The organism is Arenibacter sp. F26102, assembly GCF_023015865.1.
Taxonomy (GTDB): Bacteria; Bacteroidota; Bacteroidia; order Flavobacteriales; family Flavobacteriaceae; genus Arenibacter.
In genome coordinates this window covers 489,476-510,479 of record NZ_JALKBC010000001.1, presented here as the reverse complement: position 1 = coordinate 510,479, position 21,004 = coordinate 489,476, and the positions used below count along the sequence as shown (strand labels likewise).

12 protein-coding genes and 1 tRNA gene are annotated in these 21,004 nt (G+C 39.4%); 1 reads left to right on the top strand and 12 read right to left on the bottom strand.

Features of this window, described 5'->3' with window-relative positions; genetic code table 11:
- Window positions 1-13: 13 nt before the first annotated feature.
- From MWU78_RS01995 to MWU78_RS01940, 12 genes are all read right to left on the bottom strand, one after another.
- On the bottom strand, window positions 14-877 hold the full coding sequence (locus MWU78_RS01995; protein ID WP_246994482.1) for a toprim domain-containing protein: 864 nt from the start codon (window positions 875-877) through the stop codon (window positions 14-16).
- 202 nt (window positions 878-1,079) lie between these two features.
- A complete protein-coding gene (locus tag MWU78_RS01990; RefSeq protein WP_246994480.1) occupies window positions 1,080-2,297 on the bottom strand; it encodes a virulence-associated E family protein in 1,218 nt (405 codons plus the stop codon).
- Window positions 2,294-2,581 (bottom strand): helix-turn-helix domain-containing protein, encoded by a 288-nt coding sequence (locus tag MWU78_RS01985; RefSeq protein ID WP_246994477.1) that lies wholly within the window; start codon window positions 2,579-2,581, stop codon window positions 2,294-2,296. The genes MWU78_RS01990 and MWU78_RS01985 overlap by 4 nt, the downstream gene beginning before the upstream one ends.
- Window positions 2,582-3,064: 483 nt before the next feature.
- Window positions 3,065-3,952: a carbohydrate kinase gene (locus MWU78_RS01980; protein WP_246994475.1), complete on the bottom strand. Its 888-nt coding sequence runs from the start codon at window positions 3,950-3,952 to the stop codon at window positions 3,065-3,067.
- 435 nt (window positions 3,953-4,387) lie between these two features.
- The gene (locus MWU78_RS01975) at window positions 4,388-6,121 is read right to left on the bottom strand and encodes a glycoside hydrolase family 32 protein (protein WP_246994472.1); all 1,734 of its coding nucleotides are present in this window, start codon (window positions 6,119-6,121) and stop codon (window positions 4,388-4,390) included.
- Window positions 6,122-6,263: 142 nt separating this feature from the next.
- On the bottom strand, window positions 6,264-8,006 hold the full coding sequence (locus tag MWU78_RS01970) for a RagB/SusD family nutrient uptake outer membrane protein (protein ID WP_246994470.1): 1,743 nt from the start codon (window positions 8,004-8,006) through the stop codon (window positions 6,264-6,266).
- Window positions 8,007-8,018: 12 nt separating this feature from the next.
- Window positions 8,019-11,171, bottom strand: coding sequence for a TonB-dependent receptor (locus MWU78_RS01965; protein ID WP_246994468.1), 3,153 nt, complete (start codon window positions 11,169-11,171; stop codon window positions 8,019-8,021).
- Between the two features lie 13 nt (window positions 11,172-11,184).
- Window positions 11,185-12,810 carry a glycoside hydrolase family 32 protein gene (locus MWU78_RS01960; protein WP_246994466.1) on the bottom strand — a complete coding sequence of 542 codons (1,626 nt, stop codon included), beginning with the start codon at window positions 12,808-12,810 and terminating at the stop codon, window positions 11,185-11,187.
- A gap of 29 nt (window positions 12,811-12,839) precedes the next feature.
- Window positions 12,840-14,201, bottom strand: coding sequence for a sugar porter family MFS transporter (locus MWU78_RS01955; protein ID WP_246994464.1), 1,362 nt, complete (start codon window positions 14,199-14,201; stop codon window positions 12,840-12,842).
- A gap of 231 nt (window positions 14,202-14,432) precedes the next feature.
- Complete coding sequence (locus MWU78_RS01950; protein WP_246994462.1) at window positions 14,433-17,177, bottom strand: substrate-binding domain-containing protein; 2,745 nt, start codon at window positions 17,175-17,177, stop codon at window positions 14,433-14,435.
- A 230-nt stretch (window positions 17,178-17,407) separates the two neighbouring features.
- Entirely contained in the window at window positions 17,408-18,658 is a 1,251-nt protein-coding gene (locus MWU78_RS01945; RefSeq protein WP_246994460.1) for a site-specific integrase, read from the bottom strand.
- 236 nt (window positions 18,659-18,894) lie between these two features.
- Window positions 18,895-18,966: transfer RNA gene (locus MWU78_RS01940), tRNA-Arg, on the bottom strand.
- A 289-nt stretch (window positions 18,967-19,255) separates the two neighbouring features.
- On the opposite strand from MWU78_RS01940, the gene MWU78_RS01935 reads away from it, so the two are divergent.
- Window positions 19,256-20,941 carry a ribulokinase gene (locus tag MWU78_RS01935; protein ID WP_246994458.1) on the top strand — a complete coding sequence of 562 codons (1,686 nt, stop codon included), beginning with the start codon at window positions 19,256-19,258 and terminating at the stop codon, window positions 20,939-20,941.
- Window positions 20,942-21,004: the final 63 nt, after the last annotated feature.

Below are 21,004 nucleotides of genomic sequence, written 5' to 3'. Positions count from 1 at the left end.
CTTCCCCGATGGGTCATAGTTTTGTGGACATCCACCATGCGTTCACATCCTTAAAATCCTTGTACAAGTTTGACATGTCCCTGCATTTTGGGCTTTGTTCCATCAATATTCCAACTGCTCTTTTACCGGTTTTGTCATTGTCCAGGTATAGCTGTACGGCTTCATAGCTTTCAAATAGTCCAAACGCTTTTTCAATAAAGGCCAGGGAGTTCAATATCAAAAGGTCGTACTCCTCCCTTAGTTCTTTGTCCCGTTCCAACAAGCTCAACATGTCGAACATGCCCTCGGTGATGACAAGTCCACGACTCCCATAATTGATGTATGTCATATCTTTTGGGGAACTGGAGTTCTTATAATATTTGTTCCGAAGCTCCCATCCATAGGAATCGTTCTGTAACCCGATGGCGAAATACATTTTGTCCTTGAAGCTATAATGGACCTCCCGACAGAGTCTCTTGGCCGTTGGCAGGGAAATTCCCCTTTTTTCCACATACTCCTTTAGTGCAAGATGGCGCAGTTCCATTACATCCCTGATTTTGATCCTCTCTTCCTCAAATCCGTTAAAAAGTTGCTGGTGAAAAGAAAAAGAGATCTGGCCATTTTCCAACCAATCCAGGGTTTCCCTTACTGATGTTCCGCTCAGAAGACATATCAGGTCGATCACGTTGCCCCCTTTCCCGGCACCATGGTCGTACCATCTGTTCAGTGGCCTGGACACCTTGAAAGAGGCTTGGGTTTCTGACCTGAAAGGACTCAGGAACCAAGCTTCTTTGTCCGATGTCCGGGTGGGAAAGTGCCCGAGTTTTGCCAGCGCTTTCTCGATGGGAAAATCCCGGGCTGTTTCACACCTTGTCCTATATGTTTTTTTTCTTTTCATCAGCCAGTTCTTTTTTCGTGTTTTCTGTTACCTTCCTACCTAAGTCCCTGTTTATAGGGGTTAAGGGCCTAGGTAGTTGTGATTTTAATGTTACCCATCTTACCCTAATAGGTAGGATTGGTAATACCTAGGTAATTAGTGGTTAATGTATCCTACCTTAAGGCAGCTCCCGCCATTGCGACGGTCGTGGTCCGTTAGGTAATTAGGTAGGTGCTTTTGGACTTTTTCTATGTTCTACCTCCCATGGGGTCTGGACAAATACTTGTTTGGCCAGATACCCGTACACCTGCCATTTGGGATGTTTCACCCTTTGGAAGTTGAATCCCGAGAGGGCTCGACCCAGGTTTATCTGGTTCAATCTGAGGTTAAGGCAACTGAGCTTGACCAATACATCAGAGGCGGTGACGAAATCGGACATGTCGTTGGATTTTTCAAAGTATTTGGAGACCAGTTCCTCTTCGGTGGTCAATTTGGTGTATTTCTTATTGCGCTCCTCGTTCTCCAAAATATCGTTCAGGGTGAGTTCGGGATTAAAGTTGGGGTCGTTATAAGCGAGGTGGTATGCCTGTATCCATACGTCCTTGATCTCTATTTCCTTGGAATAGGAGAAATCTATCCTGTCCTTGAGTTCAAAGCACAGCCAACGCACGGACCCGGTCTCGTCGTTCAGAAAAGAGGACATATTGGTGGAGCCCAAAAAGGAACAGATCCTGGGAAGGGTCGTATTCTTCCTGTCATAGGGAAGGCGTTCATTGATAAAGGTCTTGGAAAAGAATGCTTTCAGGGCGTTCACATCCTTTTTGGTCAGTACGGCCAATTCGTCCAGGTTGTACAGAAAATTGCGGCACAATTGGATGCGTGCGTCCTTGTCGTTGCTGATGTCCTCTGCCATATAATCGGAGAGTTCCGGGGGGCAGATAAAGCGGCACCAGGTGGATTTGCCCGAGCTTTGTCCCTTGTGGCTGATGATCAGGGCCTGTTTATTGAAATAGGCCGGTTCCAGGGCACATTTTATGGCCCTGACCAACCATTTTTTGAGGTGATAGACAAAGGCCGTATCATCATAGGTGGGAACGTAGGAGGCTAATTTTAAGATATGGTCCTCCCCGTCCCATTTCCGAAGTGAATCAAAATACGCCCTGATAGGATTGTATTTCGGGATGAGTTCCGATCTGATCAGGATTTCCAGTTTCCCAGTGCTGATATCCACACCTGCCTTGGCCAGTTCAATGATCAGGGAATTGAGGTTCAGATAGGACCATTCGGTTGACTGTTTACAGGATATCTGAAAATCATGGGATATCTCGTTGTACATAATGTCGTACTTCCCCTCCAGGTATTCGATCGTATAGTCATAAATGGTCTTTTTTTTTGCGTCCTTTACCTTGTAAAGTCCATCTGCCAAACCACCAGCTGTCATGAGCTTTTATTTTTGGAAGTGTCCGCCAAGGTATTGTTCCCGATATAGCCTGGGGACAAAATGCCATTTTGCAGTAGCCAGTCGTTCAGCTTCTTCTTTTCAAAAAAGATCAGTTTCCCGTTCGGCTTGGAATGTGGAATATTTCCAGAGGAAGTAAGTTTGTAAAGATAGCTTCTGGATATACCGGTATAGTCACAGGTTTCCTCAAAGGTCAGTACCTCTTTATGGGCCGTCAACAGTCTTTCCAAACGATCCAGTCGTTCGAGTATAAAAATATTGTCCATTTTGTTTCTTTTTTAGGGTTACAGAATGAACAAAAGCGCTTTTGTTTTCCTACAGTATTGTAGTTGGTTAAATGTATAAAAATAGGAAAATGAAAAAGGGAAGAAACAAAAATAGTTATCCACAACTAATTGAATAACAACAAATTACCACAAACTATACCTAATAATATTGCCTTTCATACTTAATGATTTTATTTGATGTCATATGATATCAATTGATGTCAAAAAAAATCACTGTTAAAATGAACATTTATTAGAATTTTGGTAGTTATTAACAATAAAAATTCTATAAAAACAATATTAAGAACTTAAAAAAGCGAGATTTTAGAGTTTTGATTGCTCTAGAATAATTGCCTTGAATAATTTTTTTATGAATTATTCCATTTAGGATATTAAGTATAACTGCTTGGATATTTTAATAAAGTTTCTAAAAAATCATCATTTATTAAAATATGGATAACTTCTAAGCATGACACAAAAACTTTAAGGATTCATAAACTTGTTTATGCTTTGCTTGGTAAAAATTGGGTTGGCACCTTCACTTTTCGCTACCATAGCTCCTACGGCGCAACCAAAATCGATAGCCGCTTGTGGTCCTTCCCCATTAAACAATTTATAAATTACGGAAGCCAAAAATGAATCTCCCGAGCCCACCGTATCAAGAACCTTAATCCTATAGCCACTATTATAATAAAAGATATTTTGGTGATACAATACAGCACCATAAGCCCCTTTGGTGACACAAATGGTTTCTGTTTGGGTCTGTTGGGCTACAAATACTATAGTCTGCTCCATAGAGTTGTATTTGGAACCTAGGTATTCCGCTACCTCGTACAATTCGTCATCATTGAATTTCACAAAATTAGCGTGCTGCATTAATTCCAGGATCAGTTTCTTGGTATAATGCGGTGCTCTTAAATTCACGTCAAAAACCTTGTATTGTGCTATTTCCAATAACCCCTTTAGGGTGGCCCTTGAAGTATTATCCCTGCAGGCAAGACTGCCATAAATAAAAACATCGGTTTCTTTTAGCTGACTTTCATATAGATTTCTTGGCAAAATTTTATCCCAAGCAACTGGATAGGCAATATCGTAGGATGCCACACCCTTATCATTTAAGACGACGTTTACTTTACCTGTCCCATAACTGGAACTTATTTGTACCCCATCGGTATTGACGCCGCAACTATTTAGATATTTAATTATTTTTTTTCCATCCACATCATCGCCAACACTACTAATCGTACTAACGTCTACACCATAAGACTGTAGGCGCAAAGAAACATTCAAGGGAGCTCCCCCAATCTTTGAGTGTGTTGGGAAATTATCGAATAAAACCTCTCCGAAACAAATCGCTTTTAATTTTTTCATAATTTATTACTTAAACAAAAGGCACGAAGAAACCATTCTCCGTGCCCATAAAAAACTAACTCAAACTAACTTAGACTCAAATTTACAACTAGGATTGTGCTTATTTTCTTCAATTTCAGATAAGAAATTAGTCTTTCTTCTTTTAATCGTGTACCACTTTACCAATTATTTAAGAAGAAACTCCCTATCCAGAAAATCTTGATGTCACCTTAAGCGGAGCACCACGAATTCTCCGCCCTTCTGGAAAAACATCATATACTATTTCACCTAAGCGTAAGGTTTTTAAACCTTTATACATATACAATGATTAATTATTATTCTCAAAATGCAATAAGCTCAATATTCCCATCATTTTAGGCTTGAAGTCATTCCCTACTATTATAACAAGGTTTGAAAATGAATTAATTAACTGCTTTATTTTTGGCAAGTAATTTTCTAATTCCCATTCTTGTTATAAATGCTCTTCATCTGCCATGCGTCCAAGGAAATCAGCTCTGCCTCTTTCCCTCTAGAGCTGAGAGAAACTCCTAAACTATCATCTCTACCTGGATACACCCGCATGGCAACTGCCTGTTTTCCATTAACGAAAACCTCAACTACACTTTTGTCGACAAAAACTCTTAATCTCACATTCTCTCCTGGTTCTAAAAGAAAAGGGGCAGTTTCGGGGGCCCTTACTTCTACATCGGGAAGCATGGAGGAATAGGAAGATTCGATAGAAATTAAACTTTTATTGATTCCATGACCTTCTCGTTTATATTCTTCTCCTGTAACCAAGGGGAGCAATCCTTCAGGCATCTTGGCCGTTCCAGGCTTTGATGCATAGTTTAAGCCGTCCGAAAATCCGTTCTCTTTATAGATAATTATTCTGGTATATTCTTCCTTATTGGGAGATCTAAGAACGTTAAGCTCAATTAAATTTGAGTCTTTGAGATCAATTTCAGCGGAAATTTCCATTGCATTCCCCTGAATATTTTCTAAAACCAGCTCTTCATTTGCGGGAATCGTGGTTCCTCTTATATGTTGCCCATCGTGATGCAGAGAGGACAAGTCTCCCGCAGGCGCTTGACCAAGTTCATCATCTGAGAGGAGGGTCAACCGGTGTGGTAAAGTCATTATCTGGTTCCAACCTACTGTTGGTTTTCCTGGGTTCATATTAAAAATTACGATAACCCCACCCTTTCCGTCTACGGTAGCTGAGGGAGCATGAACCCCGGCAGGACTAACTGCTCCGTGATTAAATTTTCCTGCTGAAGTAACTACGAATTTATCCTTTTCTTTATCATAATCCCCTAAAAGATATTGCCCACCACTCATATGGCTAAAAAAATTCATGATGTATTTATCTTCTCCAATCGGCCAAAAATAGGGGCAAGCTCCATCATCTCCTATCAAGGTAAAGCGATCGTTTTCAACAAACTCATGCAAATACTCCCACTTTTCAAGATTTTTAGATTTAAATAAATGGTTTGCCCTCACTGGTTTGCCCCCAGGGCCTGTATTACTTCTACCGGCTGATAAAGAATAGTAATAATCTCCTTTCTTCCAAATTGAAGGATCAAAAACACTATATGGCAGTGAGGTGTCATCTGAAGAATTCTTTAATGGAATTACAGCATTTCCAGTTAATTTCTCCCAGTTGAGCAATAGCGGATCACTGGAAACAGCAACCATGTTACCTACTCCTGTACCGTGATACATAGCTATTACCCTATCTTCCTCAACCAATGTGGCACCTGAAAAAACATGACGCTCAGGCCCAGGATAAATTGCGTAAGGAAGATCACGCCAATGAACCAAATCCTCACTTATTGCGTGCCCCCAATGCTGCCTTGGATCTTCAGGCGGATAAGCTTGATAAAATAAATGCCATTTACCGTTCCAGTAGCTTAACCCATTTGGATCATTTAACATCCCTTCAGGATTTACATAATGATAAATTGGTCTAAAAGGATCACTTGCCAGTTCATTACGAGACTTTTCCAATCTCTTCATCAAGGGATTGGTTTTAAGCTGATTCTCCTGCTTTTCGATCGTATTTGCAAAGCTATACTTTGGCACTTTTGAAGTGTTATCTGAATCACCCGCCTGAGCCTCACCTTTGTTGTAAGTGAGGCATAAAACGGAGATAAAGAATAGGAGTTTATAATGCCTATAAAAAAAATTCATATCATATATATTTTATTTAGCTTTTTTACCGCTAAAAATAGAGAGCCTAGCAAGCTTAAAATGTCCCGCTTTTTTCGATGTTTTGTTCTCATCTATCTCGTGAATAAATTAACTCAATTTAAATTCTTTCTTTGATTTAATACTAATAACCAGGATTTTGCTTATAAAGTCCACCTGTAAAATCTATTTCACGTTGTGGAATTGGATAGTATTCATCCCTACCTGCTGTAAAAACTGCACTAGACAAGAAATCCCTTTTTGTTTTTTCCTCGGACAAATAGGCGTTTAGCACTTCTGCTGCCTCACCCCATCTTACCAAGTCAAAGAATCTCGGACCTTCCATCCCAAATTCCAATCTCCTTTCAAATTTCAAGGCTTTCCATGCGTAGTCTTTATCAGTAAAGGTAGTGTACTCTTGAATATTGTAAATATCCGTCGCACCTGCATCGATCTGGCGCTGGGTACTTGCAGCTGCACGAGCCCTAACCTGATTGATCAAAGGTAAAGCCTCATCCCAGCGGTCCAATTGTATCAAGGCCTCTGCCTTGAACAGCAAAATATCTGCATATCTTATAAAATCAACATTCTTGGAAGTACCAACAAACGGTCCTTCCTTAACATAACAAGAGCAATCTGGCGCCTGTTGTTCCTTCATATTACCAAAATAGCCATAAACCCCCGGATCTCTGGCCCAACTAAAGTTATAAACCATATCACCGGTAGCATTAACTGTATTCCTGTATTTAAAAGGTCTTCCCGGAACCCCTACGGTATGATCCAACCTAGGATCCACCGTTAATCCCACCGCTGGTGTTACGGTTCCATCCTCATTAACTGTAGTGAATATATCCGTATCATTAAAATTATCCAATAAAGGCAATCCAGCAGCATCGGTCTTAAATGCGTTGACCATATTCTGACTGGCCAAATGAAATCCACAACACCCGTATAATGCAGATCCATGAGGAGAATTAAGTCCCGTTACAAAACTTACCCTACTTACTTTGGTACCGTCATTAATAGAAAATTGGGCAGCCCAAATTGATTCGGGACCATTATCGAAACCATCCAAAAAGTTGTTACCGTAATCCCCTTCCAAACTAGCAGTTACCTCGTCAGCGTAATCAATAACCTCTTGAAGTCGGGCCGGATTGATAGCAGTGACCTGATGCTGGTCATTCTGTTCGTACGCCTGGAAGAGCCTAAGTTTGGCCATATAGGCCGCAGCTGCATTTCTATCTGCCCTGCCAACCTCATCTTGTGATTGGGGAAGATTGTTGTAAGCAAAAATAAAATCCTCCGCAATGGTATTCCACAATTCATCGTTGGGCACATCATTTGTGACAGCAGCAGTTTCCTCTTGGGTCAGCCCTTCTTTGATGTAAGGTATTTTTTTAAACAAAAGTTTCATCATAAAGTGGGAATGTGCCCTCAAAAATCTAAGTTCCGCCTGTCTCAAAGTCTTATTTGGATATTCCGCGTCAGGTATGTCGTTAATTACGGTCAACGCAAAATTAGCTCTAGAAATGGCCTTGTAATAATTGGTCCAAGTTCTCGGGGCCATCCAATCCCCAAAATCTGGAATTGTTAGATTGTATTGCTCATAGCGGTCAATTACATCCACATCGCCACGGCCTCCACCACCTTTATAGGCATCATCCGAACGCACACTACCATACACCCATTGATGGGTCAATGGTCCGATCATTTCATCATTGGCAATCCCTGCGTATGCAGCTACTACTAAGGCTTCGGCATTATCAGCTGTCGCCACATTTTCATTGGACAGTACTCCCTCTGGTTCATATTCCAAAAAGTCCTTGTCACAGGAAGCCAGTAAAAACGAAACCAGCACTCCCATTATAAATATTATATTTCTTTTCATGATTTTCATTTTTTAAAAGTTCAAATTAAGTCCCAATGATAGCACAGTAGGAACGGGGATATTGTCAACAGTTGTACGCTCCGGATCCGATCCGATATAATCTTTTGGAGTAAACCAAAATAGATTCTCACCTTGAAAATAGACCCTTAATCCAGTCATTCCCCAAAATTTACTGATCATCTCCTCAGGTAAAGAATACCCTATTTGTAGATTTCTTATTTTAAAATAGGAATTCTTCCTAAATAAATAATCGGAAGTTCTAAGATCATTGAAAGCCAAAGACAAGGATGGAATATCGGTATTGGTATTGGTTGGAGTCCAGGCATTAAGAACACCAAGTCCGGCATTCTCTCTTCCTTGCGTAAAATTGTTCCATAATATGTAAGGATCCTGACCAATTCTTCCAGCTACTCCAGATCCAAAAACGGAAAAATCAAAGTTCTTATACCCAAGATCAACTCGGATACCATACTCTAGGTCTGGCAATGTATTCCCTATAAAATCACGGTCATCGGAATCTATTACATTATCCCCGTTAAGATCCTGAAATTTTATCCCTCCTGGCCTTGAACCAACTTGAGTTGGACTAGCATCGATATCTGCCTGACTTTGAAACAAACCATCAGTTTTATAGCCAAAAATTGAAAATTGAGACTGACCTAAAATGGAATTGGCAGCGGTTCCGGGAAAGCCTGCCCTAACCTCTTCCGGAAGAAAGGTAATCTCATCCTTAAATGCTCCAAAATTAGTAGACAACCCTAAAGAAAATCCACTATCCCAAGTTTTGGAATAGGCTACCGATAGTTCCCATCCTTTGGTCTGTGTAGTAGCCCCATTCAATACGCGCTGTTGCCCTTCTCCAATAACCGAGGCAATAGGCGGTGTAATCAAAATATCACTGGTTTTTCTGGTAAAGTAATCGAACGTACCTACTACAGCATTATTAAAAAGACCAAAATCCACACCATAATTAAATTCTTTGGTTGTTTCCCACTTCAATGCCGGGTTTGCCGCTTGAATGGAAACAAAACCTGATGGTAAGGTTCCCCCATTATTGCCACCTAGATCATAAGCTGTTCCAACATTGTAATATTGGTTGAAAAAATCAGGAATAAATTGATCTTGGTTTGGACCATATCTGGATTCGTATAGGCCAAATCTTGCGAGGTCACCGATAGACTGGTTACCCACTTCGCCATATCCTGCCCGAAATTTTAAATCTGACACTACACCTTCATCATTGAAAAAATCCTCCCTACTAATTCTCCAACCCAAAGTTGCCGCAGGAAAAACACCATACCTATTTTCATCACCAAATCGTGACGAACCATCCCTACGTACTGTAACGGAAGCCAAATACCTATCTGCAAATGCGTAGTTTAATTTTCCAAATTGGGACAATAGGCTACTTCCACTGGAGCGGCCAGTATTGGTTCTAGCTCCGGTTGAGGCATCCAAAACGAAATACGATTCTGTTTCTACCGCAAAACCATCGGCAATAGCGGTAACTGAATCAAAATCATTTTTAATGGATTCTGCTCCCAACAAGAGACCAAAGCGATGATCTCCCAGTTCCTTAGTATAATTCAATGTATTGGTAAAGACAACGCTGGTAAATTTATTTGTGTCCAAAATCAACCTATTGTTGCTTCTGTTTACAAATCCATTGGTTACCTTGGGCTCAATATCCTTACGTTTGTAGTCACCATAATCGAGACCAATACTAGTCCTGAAGGTTAAATTGTCCATGATTTGAAGTTCGGCAAATACATTTCCAAAAATATTGGTCCTTTCCGTATTGTCCCACCTATTTAAATATTGCATCAAAACAGGATTGTTACGATCGGAATAACCAGCACCCAATGGCCCACCATAATTACCATTATTATCGAATAAAGGTATGGTCGGCGCCATGCTTATTGCTAATGCGGGAGTTGGGGCACTACCAATATCGGTAGAGGCCAAAGTTTCATCCGAGGTAGTAAAAGCGGTATTAACCCCAATCTTCAATTTGTCATTGAATAATTTAAAATTGGAATTTAATTTCCCAGAAAATCTTTCGTAACCTGTATGTTTTAAAATACCCGTATTCTTAAGATGTCCCAAATTAATGAGATGAAAGGACTTGTCCGTTCCTCCAGAAATAGAAACTTCGTTATTGTAAACATAACCAGTTTCATAGGATTCTTCCTGCCAATCAGTATCGCCAGCCGGCACATTGGTATCACCGCCAACATAAGGCTGAAGCGTTACACCGTTGAGCACAGGATTATTAAAATCACCGTTCCAATCAAAATTATAGATTTCACCATAACCTCCTGTTGGATCTGCGCCATCATTAACGGAAGCCCTCCACAAAGCCTCTCCGCGTTGTATGGAGTTCAACATATCATACCGTTGTTTTTTCTCTGACTGTACGGATAGGTTGGAATTGACACTAACCCTATATTTTTCATCCCCTCCTGCTTTGGTGCTGTTCTTCGTGGTAACTATAATGACACCATTACCTGCCCTAGAACCGTAAATGGAAGAGGCGGATGCATCTTTCAATACTTGAACAGATTCTATTGAACTTGGGTTAAGGCCTGAAAAGACTTCTTGCCGCACTGTTGGTACCCCGTCAATTACATATAGTGGATCATTATTTCCCAATGTTGTTACCCCTCGAATTAAAATTCGGCTACTGGTACCGTTCGGGTTTCCTGATTTTTCAACAAAGAGTCCTGGAACCCTCCCTTGCAAAGCCTGCATGGCATTACCGGAACTTAAACTTTGACCTTCAACAGGACCAAGTTCCACAACAGTAATGGCTCCGGTTAAATCGGCCTTTCTTTCCGTAGTATACCCGGTTAAAACTACCTCGTCCAACATTTGCGCATCTGGCTGTAATACAATTGTGAAGGTTGTCTGTCCATTTACAGGAATTTCCATAGTTAAAAAACCAACATAACTTACAGAAAGTGTCGCATCAGTAGGCACATCACCAAGTGTAAAGTTACCGTCAAAATCTGTCGTTGTACCATTGGTAGTGCCCGCCACTACAACTGAGGCACCTGGCAATGGCATCCCATCATCCTGGGAGGTCACCGTACCTTGTATTTGTTCTTGGGCCATTAGCCCCAAGGGAACAAACGTCATTAGTAATAAAAAAAGTTTTAGTTTCATAATTGAGTTGTATTTAGTTAATATTAAGTTCATTTACCTCTAATAAATCAAGATTAAAGTCTTGATTGACCGTCTCTATTGAAAGCGTCTCGAACGGTGCATTGGGAAAGAAGATTTCCGTCATTACCGTAGACCCTTCATCAAAAAATAATTCTATGGATGTCTTATCCAAAAGGATAGTCCCGGACAGCATCGTACTGCCGGAGATTCGTTTCGCAATACTATTCTTATTCGAGAACGTATCGGAAAATCCTGTATTACCTGATTTATCGCGATCGATGAAAAAAGTATCATCGATGCCGTTGTATCCAAAGGACAATTCGTCCCCTTGCTTGTTGGAAAGCTTAAAAGTGAAACTATCTTTTTTTATATCTGAAATATTGAAGTTAATGGCTGCCCGAGAAAAATTTATCTTTTCTGAATTGATGAGTGCCAATTCCCCATTCACTGCAATATTTTCTTTCTTATACTTTACACCTTTATAGGCGTCAATTTCATCAACTGGCTTAAAAGCCAACCTATAGGAATCTGCATCCTTAATCAATTTTATTTCCCTTGCTACGGTCATGGCACTACGCCAGGTTTCGGTAGGTACTTCGTTGGCATATTCCCAATTCGACATCCAACCCATATAAAATTTCCCGCCGTTCTTGGAGGTGACATTGGAAAAGGTAACCCCGGCATAATTGTCCTTCCCAAAATCGATCCAAAAGTTCTGACCCTTGTTTAGGACTGTTTCAAAATCCCTATCCATGGTAAATTTTGTCCCATCAAAGTCCCCAATAAAATATTGTGTAGCACTACCCCCATTTGGACCCCCAGGATTTACACTTACATAGAGGACCCATTTGGTTTCATCAGTACCCTCTACAGGAATAGGAAAAAGATCTGGACATTCCCAAACACCACCATGTGTTCCAATCTCCCTATTCAAATCCACCCCAAAATCCGACAACAGCTCCCAGCTTTTAAGATCCTTTGAACCATAGAACATCACTTTGTCCTGGGCAGCCAGGACCATAACCCATTTCTTATGCTCCTCGTTCCAGGACACTTTAGGATCCCTAAAGTCCCTTATTCCCGGATTCCTTATGACCGGGTTTCCTGAATATTTAGTCCAAGTTAGCCCTTCATCCAAAGAATATGCAATGGCCTGTGACTCAACATCGATTCCATTGGCCTTTTCAATTTCCATATTATGATATGTAAACATGGCAATTATCGGCACTTGTCCCCCTGTCCCAAAGCCAGAGGTATTTTGCAGATCCACCACTGCACTTCCAGAAAAAATATATCCCAGATCATCCGGATATAATGCAATGGGCTGCTCCTTCCATTCCACCATATCGGTGCTTATAGCATGCCCCCAATGCATGGGTCCCCATTTATTACCGTCTGGATAATGTTGAAAATACAAATGATAATACCCATTGTAATGGAACATCCCATTGGGATCGTTCATCCATCCAACCTTAGGTGTAAAATGGTAATTTGGACGATACAATTCCTCTTCGGCATCCACAGTACTTTCCTGCTGGACAACAATGTCCTTGTTCTCTTTCTGACCTTGTTCCTTGCATGCGAAAACTATGCACAGACCTGCAATGACAACAACTAATTTTAATCTATGTTTTTTCATACTTTCAAAAAATTGGGTTTAAATTTTATCTATTTATTCTTTTTAACTACCTCTACCTTCTTAGTATTTCCGCCATTGGACTTACTCAAGGATTTGCTCAAAGCTTCCAAGGAAACCCCCTTCGTTTCTGGCATAATGAAAGCCACAAAGAGCAATTGTAAAAACATCATAAAAGCAAAGAAGGCAAATACTGTTCCTGCTCCAATAGAGGAAAACAAGACCGGAATCAAGGAAGGAATTACCGCCGCCAAGACCCAGTGGACCGAACTTCCAAAGGATTGCCCCGAACCTCTTAAATGATTTGGGAAAATTTCAGATATAAACACCCAGATTACAGTACCTTGTCCTACGGCATGCGCGGCAATGAACAGGAACAGGAATATAGCTACAGACATTCCTTCCCATTCAAGAAAAAAAGCACAGGACACCAAGGTCAGTGATACGATATACCCGATGGAACCTAGGTACATTAATTGTTTTCGACCAAGCCTATCGATCAGAAAAATACCCAAGAGGGTAAAAAGCAGGTTAGTGACCCCTATTCCAATACTGCTCAATAAGGCAGTACTTTCTCCCAGACCGGCCTCTTCCAAAATTCTAGGGGCATAGTATAGAAAGGCATTAATCCCGGAAGCCTGATTAAAAAAGGCCATACAAAAGGCAAGAATTAATGGGAAGCGGTATTTCTTTATAAAAATGTTTTCACCCGGTACCTGGTTTTCATTTTCCTGATTTATTTCCAACATCAATTTTTCAACATCCTGACCAGGATTTATCACTTTTAGTACATTTAGAGCTTCTTCGGTACGAAGCTTGGTCAGAAGCCACCTTGGACTCTGTGGAACGGTCATAACAAATAGGGTATAGATTACGGCAGGAATGGCCTCTACCCCAACCATCCAGCGCCAGGCATTTTCACCTATACCACTTAATAAGTAATTGGAAAAAAAGGCTACCAATATTCCGAAGACAATATTAAATTGGTACAAGCCTACTAATTTACCCCTATCCTTGGCCGGGGCAATTTCAGAAATATATGCAGGCGCGGCAATGGTGGATGCACCTACTCCCAATCCACCTAAAAATCTAAAGAAGGCAAAAGTAACAGGGTCGTTTGAGAATGCAGAACCCAAGGCGGATACGGTATAAAAAATCCCAATCCAGAACAGCGTTTTCTTTCTCCCCAACCTATTGGTAGGTATTCCGCCCAATAATGCTCCAACAACTGTTCCCCACAAAGCCATGGCCATTACTATAGTACCATGGAATACATCGGAAGAACCCCATAGCAACTGTAATTTTTTGTCCGCTCCGGAAATCACCACCGTGTCAAAACCAAATAGAAATCCCGCCAAAGCTGCAGTAATAGACCAAACCAATATTTTCTTCATATCCCAATTATTAAATATGAAGACTATATTATTACAATTTATTTGGCAATTATTTTGTCAATGTTACAATCTGTTATGATTTCGTTAACATTATTTAAAATAAACACAAAGCACTGACAACCAGCATGTTAATAAAATTATTTTAACAAAGAAAGTTTGACCCATTTATACTGATGTAACACAAAACTTTAAAATTGATACATGGTATTAAGGTAAAAGATTAAGAATACCCTAAAGTGATTTTTTATAGGCCCCTGGAGTAACACCATATTTACTTTTGAAGGCTGTAGAAAAGTAATTTGGGGAAGAAAATCCTGTGCTATACCCTATTTCCGACATGGAAAGATCTGTGTTTTCTATCATGGTTTTTGCATTTTCCAATCTATAATTGGAAATATAATCGCTTACGCTTATGCCTATTATTGCCTTGACCTTTCTATACAACTGAACTCTAGAAATATTCAATGCCTCAGCTAAATTTTCAACGGAAAAATTAGCATTATCCAAGTTCACCTTTATTTGTTGGTTTAGTTCCCGTACAAATAATTGTTCAGGGCTCCCAAACGCCTGCCCCTGTTCAATTTTATGAATGTTATTGGTATAATAATACCTTAACTTTTCCCTATTGTAAAGGAGCGACTTTATAGATTGCGTTAAGATGGAATAGCTAAATGGCTTTGTCAAATAAAGATCTGCTCCGCTTTTAAGGCCTTGTAGAAAAGAATCCCTATTGCCCAGTGCTGTTAATATTATAACTGGAATATGCGATGTTCGCAAATCGTTCTTCAAGATTTCACAAATTTCAAATCCATTTTTATCGGGCAAGTTTATATCACATATGATAACATCAGGAATATTCTCAAATGCCAATTCTATACCATCGGTACCATCGGATAATATCATATCATACTCGACACCTAGTTTATTCTTTAGGAAAAAACTCAAATCCCGATTGTCCTCTATTAAAAGAATGGAATAGCTATCCTCCCTAATTTTGGTACCCAGTTCCAAAAAGTTATCATCCGAGGTAATATCCCCGGAAAAATCACTGAGCGTTGTATCCGCCAAATCTGGGTCAATTACAATTTGATCTTCATTAAAATGGGTATTTCCTTTAAATAGGGTAATAATAAATTCTGTTCCGTGATAGGATTTAACTTCAATTTTACCAAGATGAAGTTCCACAAATTGTTTACTAAGATGTAAACCTACCCCTGAACTATTTTTCCTATTATTGGAACCCTTAAAAAATGGAGTGAATACATTTTTTAATTCGTTTTCCGGAATTCCTATTCCGTTGTCCTTAAAGTGAATATCAACAGTACTTTTGTCTAAATTATCGTTAATTTCAATATCGATTCTTCCATTATCAGGAGTAAATTTAAAGGCATTGGATAAAAGGTTAAAATAGACTTTATCCATTAAATTTCGGTCGATAAACAAGTCCAAATCTTCATTATTTGTGGTAATATTGAATTTGATTCCCCTCTTTTTCGCCTCTCCCATAAATTCTTTAAATATATTGTTGGAGAACCTAAAAATATTTGTTTCTGAAGCCCTAACATTGAAATTTTGGTCCTCAACTTTTCTAAAATCCAATAAATTATTGATCAACCTTAATAAACGATTGGAGTTATTTTGAATCAATTCAACTTCAAATCCAGTTTTATAGCCCCTTTGTTTGTCCCATTCCCTTAACGATTCTATGGAACTCATGATTAAAGTGATAGGTGTTTTAAACTCGTGGGATAGCCCTGTGAAAAAATTTAATTTGGCCTCATTACTTTCCTTTACTTCGTTGGCTATTTTTTCGATTTGATTTCTTTGGACAGTAATCTTTTTATTGATCAACTCCAGCTGCCTATTTTTCTTGGATATAGCTATTTTGGAATATATGCTATAAACGGCAAGGCCAAATATGATTACCGAAAATATAATAATGATTTTGAGGATATTATTTTGTGAATAGTAGAGTTGCTCTTGTCTTTTAATTGCGGAAATCTGAGATTCAATGAGACCTTGCTGCTCATTTATTCTACTGAATTGATTCTGCATTATATCAGCATTAAACTGATCAATAACAGTGGTGCTCAGAATATTATTTGTAGGCACCACCTCAGCGTTTAAAATTTTCAATGCGATTTTTATTGCCTCAGCACCCCCTGTAGGATACAATATCGTTGCATTTAGAACCCCATCTTTTACTAATTGTATGCCTCCGTTAGGTCCATTAAGTCCGTCAACACCAATGATTTTTATTTGGCCTTCCATGCCCAAATTCCTAGCTACTTCCCAGGCACCCTTGGCCATTCTGTCGTTATGGGCAAAAATATAATCTACCGTTCCGGTTCTTGACAATAATTCTCGTAACCTTTCCGTGATGGATTCCTTCTCCCAATCCCCTTCTATAGTTCCTGCAAATTTTATTTTGGGAAATTTATCCAAAATCTGATGAAAACCCAGACTTCTTTCCTCAGCCGGAGAAGACCCAGCTAAACCTCTTATTTCAATAACCCTTAAAGAATCCTGTACATTGGAAACAATGATTTTACCAGCATTTCGGCCAACTTCAATATTGTCGGCACCTACATATGCCGTGTATTTTTGATTGTCCGTTTTCCTATCTACTACAAGAACCGGAATCCCGGCATTCATTGCCTCTTCCACAATGGGAGTAATGGGTTTGGATTGAATAGGGGAAACAATAATAATATCCACACTATCCGAAATGAACTCCTTTAACTGTGCTATTTGTCGCTGAACATTGTAGTTCGCGTTCGAAATACTTAAGGTAACATTGGGGTACAAAGAGGCTTGTACTTCCATGGCACTATTCATAGATTGCCTCCATTCGTCATTTAACATGGCCTGCGAGAAACCTATCCGAACTTCCTCTTTTTCAGTTTGTTTTGCACACGAGAAAAGAAGGATAAACAAAGAAATAACAGATATAAAAAAATTTCTTTGGGTTCTCATAATAATTATGCTAAAGTGTGATCTTCACAAAATTGAAATATTCAAGTAGACACTTCCAATATATTTAAAAAAACTTTCAGAAGTTCATCATACTTTAAATTTATGATTTAATCAATTCTTATACTATTCTGCCAATATAAATCTTGAGTTATAGGCCGTAATATACTCTATTAGCCTTGCTTAGTTTTCTTAATTTTATTAAGTCGTTGTTTTTAAATCGGTTCATTTTCTTAATCAGGTACCCCAACTTCAATATCTACTTCCAATTTCTCCCTTAACAATTGCATATCATCTGATACCTTTCTCTCGATGACCTTGGCGTAAATTTGAGTTGTTGCCAGTTTCGTATGCCCCAGCATTTTAGAAATGGTTTCAATGGGCACCCCATTGGTTAAGGTTACAGTGGTAGCGAAAGTATGCCTAGCCATATGAAAGGTGAGGTTCTTTTGGATTCCCGCCGGTTGGGCTATTTCCTTTAAATAGGCATTTAGTTTTTGATTTGATATTTTTGGGAACAAGGTGCCGTTGATTACAGACCGTTTATCATCCATAAAACATCTTATCAAATCCAATGCTTTTGATAGAAGAGGGATCTTTACTGCATTTCCCGTTTTTTGCCTTTTAGTAATAATCCAGTAGCTTTCATCCACCCCCAATACCACACTCTGCTTAGTCAAAAGCATCAAATCTGCATAGCAGATCCCAGTATAACAACTGAATATAAACATGTCCCTTACAGTCTTTAAACGTTCAGAGTCAATATTTAATTCCTCTAAGTCCTTCAGTTCTTTGGCGGTTAAAAATCCTCTATGTGTGGGAACCAATTTTTGTTTGAATTTACGGAAAGGGTCTTTGTCTATCCATTCAATTTGATAAGCCAGGGTAACCATTCTGCGAAGTCGCTGTATATGTTTCATAACCGCATTATTTCCAATTTTCTTTTGGTAGTGCCTAGGCGTATGACCACGGAGGAAATTCTCAAAATTCAAAATAAACTGGTAATCGAGTTCCGACAACTCTATGTTGTCCATTTTGTATTCTTTTTTTAAAAAAAGTAGGATATACTTTTGGCTAATGAGGTATAGCCGTGAAGTATTGTGATGGAGTTTGTGGAACATTTTGGCATTGTGATATTCGATAATATCCTTTATTGTGTAATGCACTACTTTAGCATCCCCAACAAATTTGGATTTGATTATCTGGGGAGTGATACGCCTGCCCTCTGCCCTTAATTCCTGATAGCATTGAAAAAGATTGGAATGCACCTCGTCAAGGTATTGATTTTGGTCCCGCGCATTTTTACCCGTCCCCTTTATCCTTTGCTTCTGAGGGTTCCAAAGCTGTATATCGATTCGCCTCTTAAGGCTAATATTGAGCTTTTTCCCATCTACGGTTATTCTTGCATAGAGTGGAGCAAGGTTATTCTTGGTTCTTTTAGCGTATATCCAGAATAGGATAGAAAATGTTGTGGTAGAGCGCATAACAATCATCTTTAAGTTGAACTAAATTGAAGACGAAAGTCAAATCACCAAAAAAAGTTCATCTTAGACCTTGAAAATAAGTTGCTTCAAGTTACGAAAACATTTAAAAAAAATGTTGACGATTTGTGAACTCTATCGTTTGATATCAAATGACATCATTTGATATCAAAATATATCTAAAACACTGTAAATCAGTTTAATTTGTATTAATTTAACCCACTTTACAAGTTAAAAAGTGACCTCACCAAGAATCGAACTTGGATCTAAAGTTTAGGAAACTTCTATTCTATCCGTTGAACTATGAGGCCATTTGCAGTTCATTATTTAAATCTGCGGCTGCAAAAGTAAAATTTATTTGATAAAAAAACTCGATACTTTATGGATTGTTTTGTAATAATTCGTCAAACTCAACATATTTCCAGCCAATTTCAATATGATGGTTTGGTTAATATAGTTTTTCCGAAACAAAAACGCAGTATTCGCAGTAAACACCCTCAATTGTTAAAAAAATAATATAATTGAGGCAAAATGAACTAATTTTTTTAAATTGCTAGCTTAAACGTTTAAATTTATTTTAATCCTTATTCTAACCAGCTTATGAAGAATCGGAAATATACCATCGGAATTGACTTTGGAACAGATTCCGTAAGGACAATAGTTATCGATTCCAGTAATGGCAATATTGTTGGTAACGCCATTGCCAAATACGAACGATGGGCCAAGGGGATGTACTGTAATCCTTCAGCCAATCAATTTAGGCAACACCCATTGGATCATATCGAGAGCTTAAAACACGCCATCAAAGATGTAATGGCTTCACTTTCATCAGAAATTATAAACAGCATAGCTGCAATATCTGTAGCCACTACAGGCTCTACCCCTGTTGCCGTCAATAAAAAGGGAGTACCCTTGGCACTACTCCCTGGTTTTGAAGAAAATCCCCATGCCATGTTTATCCTATGGAAAGATCATACTGCAGTAGGAGAAGCCAAAGAAATAAACGAAATGGCTCACACCAAAAGCAGCATTGACTATACCAAATACAGTGGTGGGGAATATTCCTCGGAATGGTTTTGGGCCAAGATCTTACATACCCTGCGCTTAGATAACAAAGTGTCTGAAGCGGCCTACTCATGGATGGAGCATTGCGACTGGATTCCTGCCCTACTCACGGGAAATACCGATCTGTCCACGATAAAAAGGAGTAGATGTGCGGCCGGACACAAGGCCATGTGGCATGCGGATTGGAATGGACTACCTGCAGACGAATTTTGGACACAATTGGACCCCTTATTATCAGGTTTAAGAGACAGACTTTACACGGATACCTATACTTCCGATCAAATTGCTGGAACCATTTCTGAAGAATGGTCTCATTTGCTCGGTCTACCCAAGGATGTAATAATAGGCGTAGGTTCCTTTGATGCCCATATAGGGGCCATTGGAGGTGCCATAAAACCTTATCATATGGTGAAAGTTATAGGCACTTCCACCTGTGACATGATCGTTGCCCCAAAGTCTGAAATTGGCAATAAGGCAATTCACGGCATATGTGGACAGGTAGATGGTTCTATCCTTCCCAACATGATCGGCTTGGAAGCTGGCCAATCCGCCTTTGGTGATCTATATGCCTGGTACAGGGATATTCTGATGTGGCCAGCCAACCAAATTATTACTAATAGTAAGTTACTGGACGAAGCTACAAAGGTGGCGCTATTGGAAGAAATGGCAGAGGGGATTCTTTCGGAGCTTTCTCTGGCCGCTAGCAAAATAGAAATCAAAGAGTCGGGAATAATCGCATTGGACTGGATGAATGGTCGAAGAACACCAAATTCCAATCAAAATCTTAAAGGAGCACTTCAAGGCCTAACATTGGGCACGACTGCTCCCAATATATTTAGGGCATTGGTCGAGGCCACCGCCTTTGGCTCCAAAAAAATAATTGAACAATTCCAGGAAGAAGGTGTTCGGATAGATGGTGTAATTGCCATTGGCGGCGTCGCCCAAAAATCAGAATTCGTGATGCAAATATTAGCGGATGTCCTAAACTTCCCTATTAGGATCATTAAATCTGAACAAACCTGTGCTCTAGGCGCCGCCATGGCAGCAGCAGTGGTCGCCGGTCTCTACGATTCCATCATGGACGCCCAAGATGCCATGGGAAGCGGATTTCAAAAAGAATACTACCCTATAGCCGAAAATGTAGAAAAATATAAAACCCTGTATACCCAATACTCAACATTGGCAGACTTCGTAGAAGCCCAACAATTGAAAGAATCTTAAGGTCATGCCCAGACCACTAATACATCTAGTAAAAAGCAGAAAATTAAAATAGAAAATATTAAT

Bases quoted from the DNA above. Each gene is read 5' to 3' on its own strand.
- MWU78_RS01975 (WP_246994472.1), bottom strand. From the start codon at position 6,121: ATGAATTTTTTTTATAGGCATTATAAACTCCTATTCTTTATCTCCGTT.
- MWU78_RS01965 (WP_246994468.1), bottom strand. From the start codon at position 11,171: ATGAAACTAAAACTTTTTTTATTACTAATGACGTTTGTTCCCTTGGGG.
- MWU78_RS01980 (WP_246994475.1), bottom strand. From the start codon at position 3,952: ATGAAAAAATTAAAAGCGATTTGTTTCGGAGAGGTTTTATTCGATAAT.
- MWU78_RS01960 (WP_246994466.1), bottom strand. From the start codon at position 12,810: ATGAAAAAACATAGATTAAAATTAGTTGTTGTCATTGCAGGTCTGTGC.
- MWU78_RS01995 (WP_246994482.1), bottom strand. From the start codon at position 877: ATGAAAAGAAAAAAAACATATAGGACAAGGTGTGAAACAGCCCGGGAT.
- MWU78_RS01955 (WP_246994464.1), bottom strand. From the start codon at position 14,201: ATGAAGAAAATATTGGTTTGGTCTATTACTGCAGCTTTGGCGGGATTT.
- MWU78_RS01945 (WP_246994460.1), bottom strand. From the start codon at position 18,658: ATGCGCTCTACCACAACATTTTCTATCCTATTCTGGATATACGCTAAA.
- MWU78_RS01970 (WP_246994470.1), bottom strand. From the start codon at position 8,006: ATGAAAAGAAATATAATATTTATAATGGGAGTGCTGGTTTCGTTTTTA.
- MWU78_RS01985 (WP_246994477.1), bottom strand. From the start codon at position 2,581: ATGGACAATATTTTTATACTCGAACGACTGGATCGTTTGGAAAGACTG.
- MWU78_RS01950 (WP_246994462.1), bottom strand. From the start codon at position 17,177: ATGAGAACCCAAAGAAATTTTTTTATATCTGTTATTTCTTTGTTTATC.
- MWU78_RS01935 (WP_246994458.1), top strand. From the start codon at position 19,256: ATGAAGAATCGGAAATATACCATCGGAATTGACTTTGGAACAGATTCC.
- MWU78_RS01990 (WP_246994480.1), bottom strand. From the start codon at position 2,297: ATGACAGCTGGTGGTTTGGCAGATGGACTTTACAAGGTAAAGGACGCA.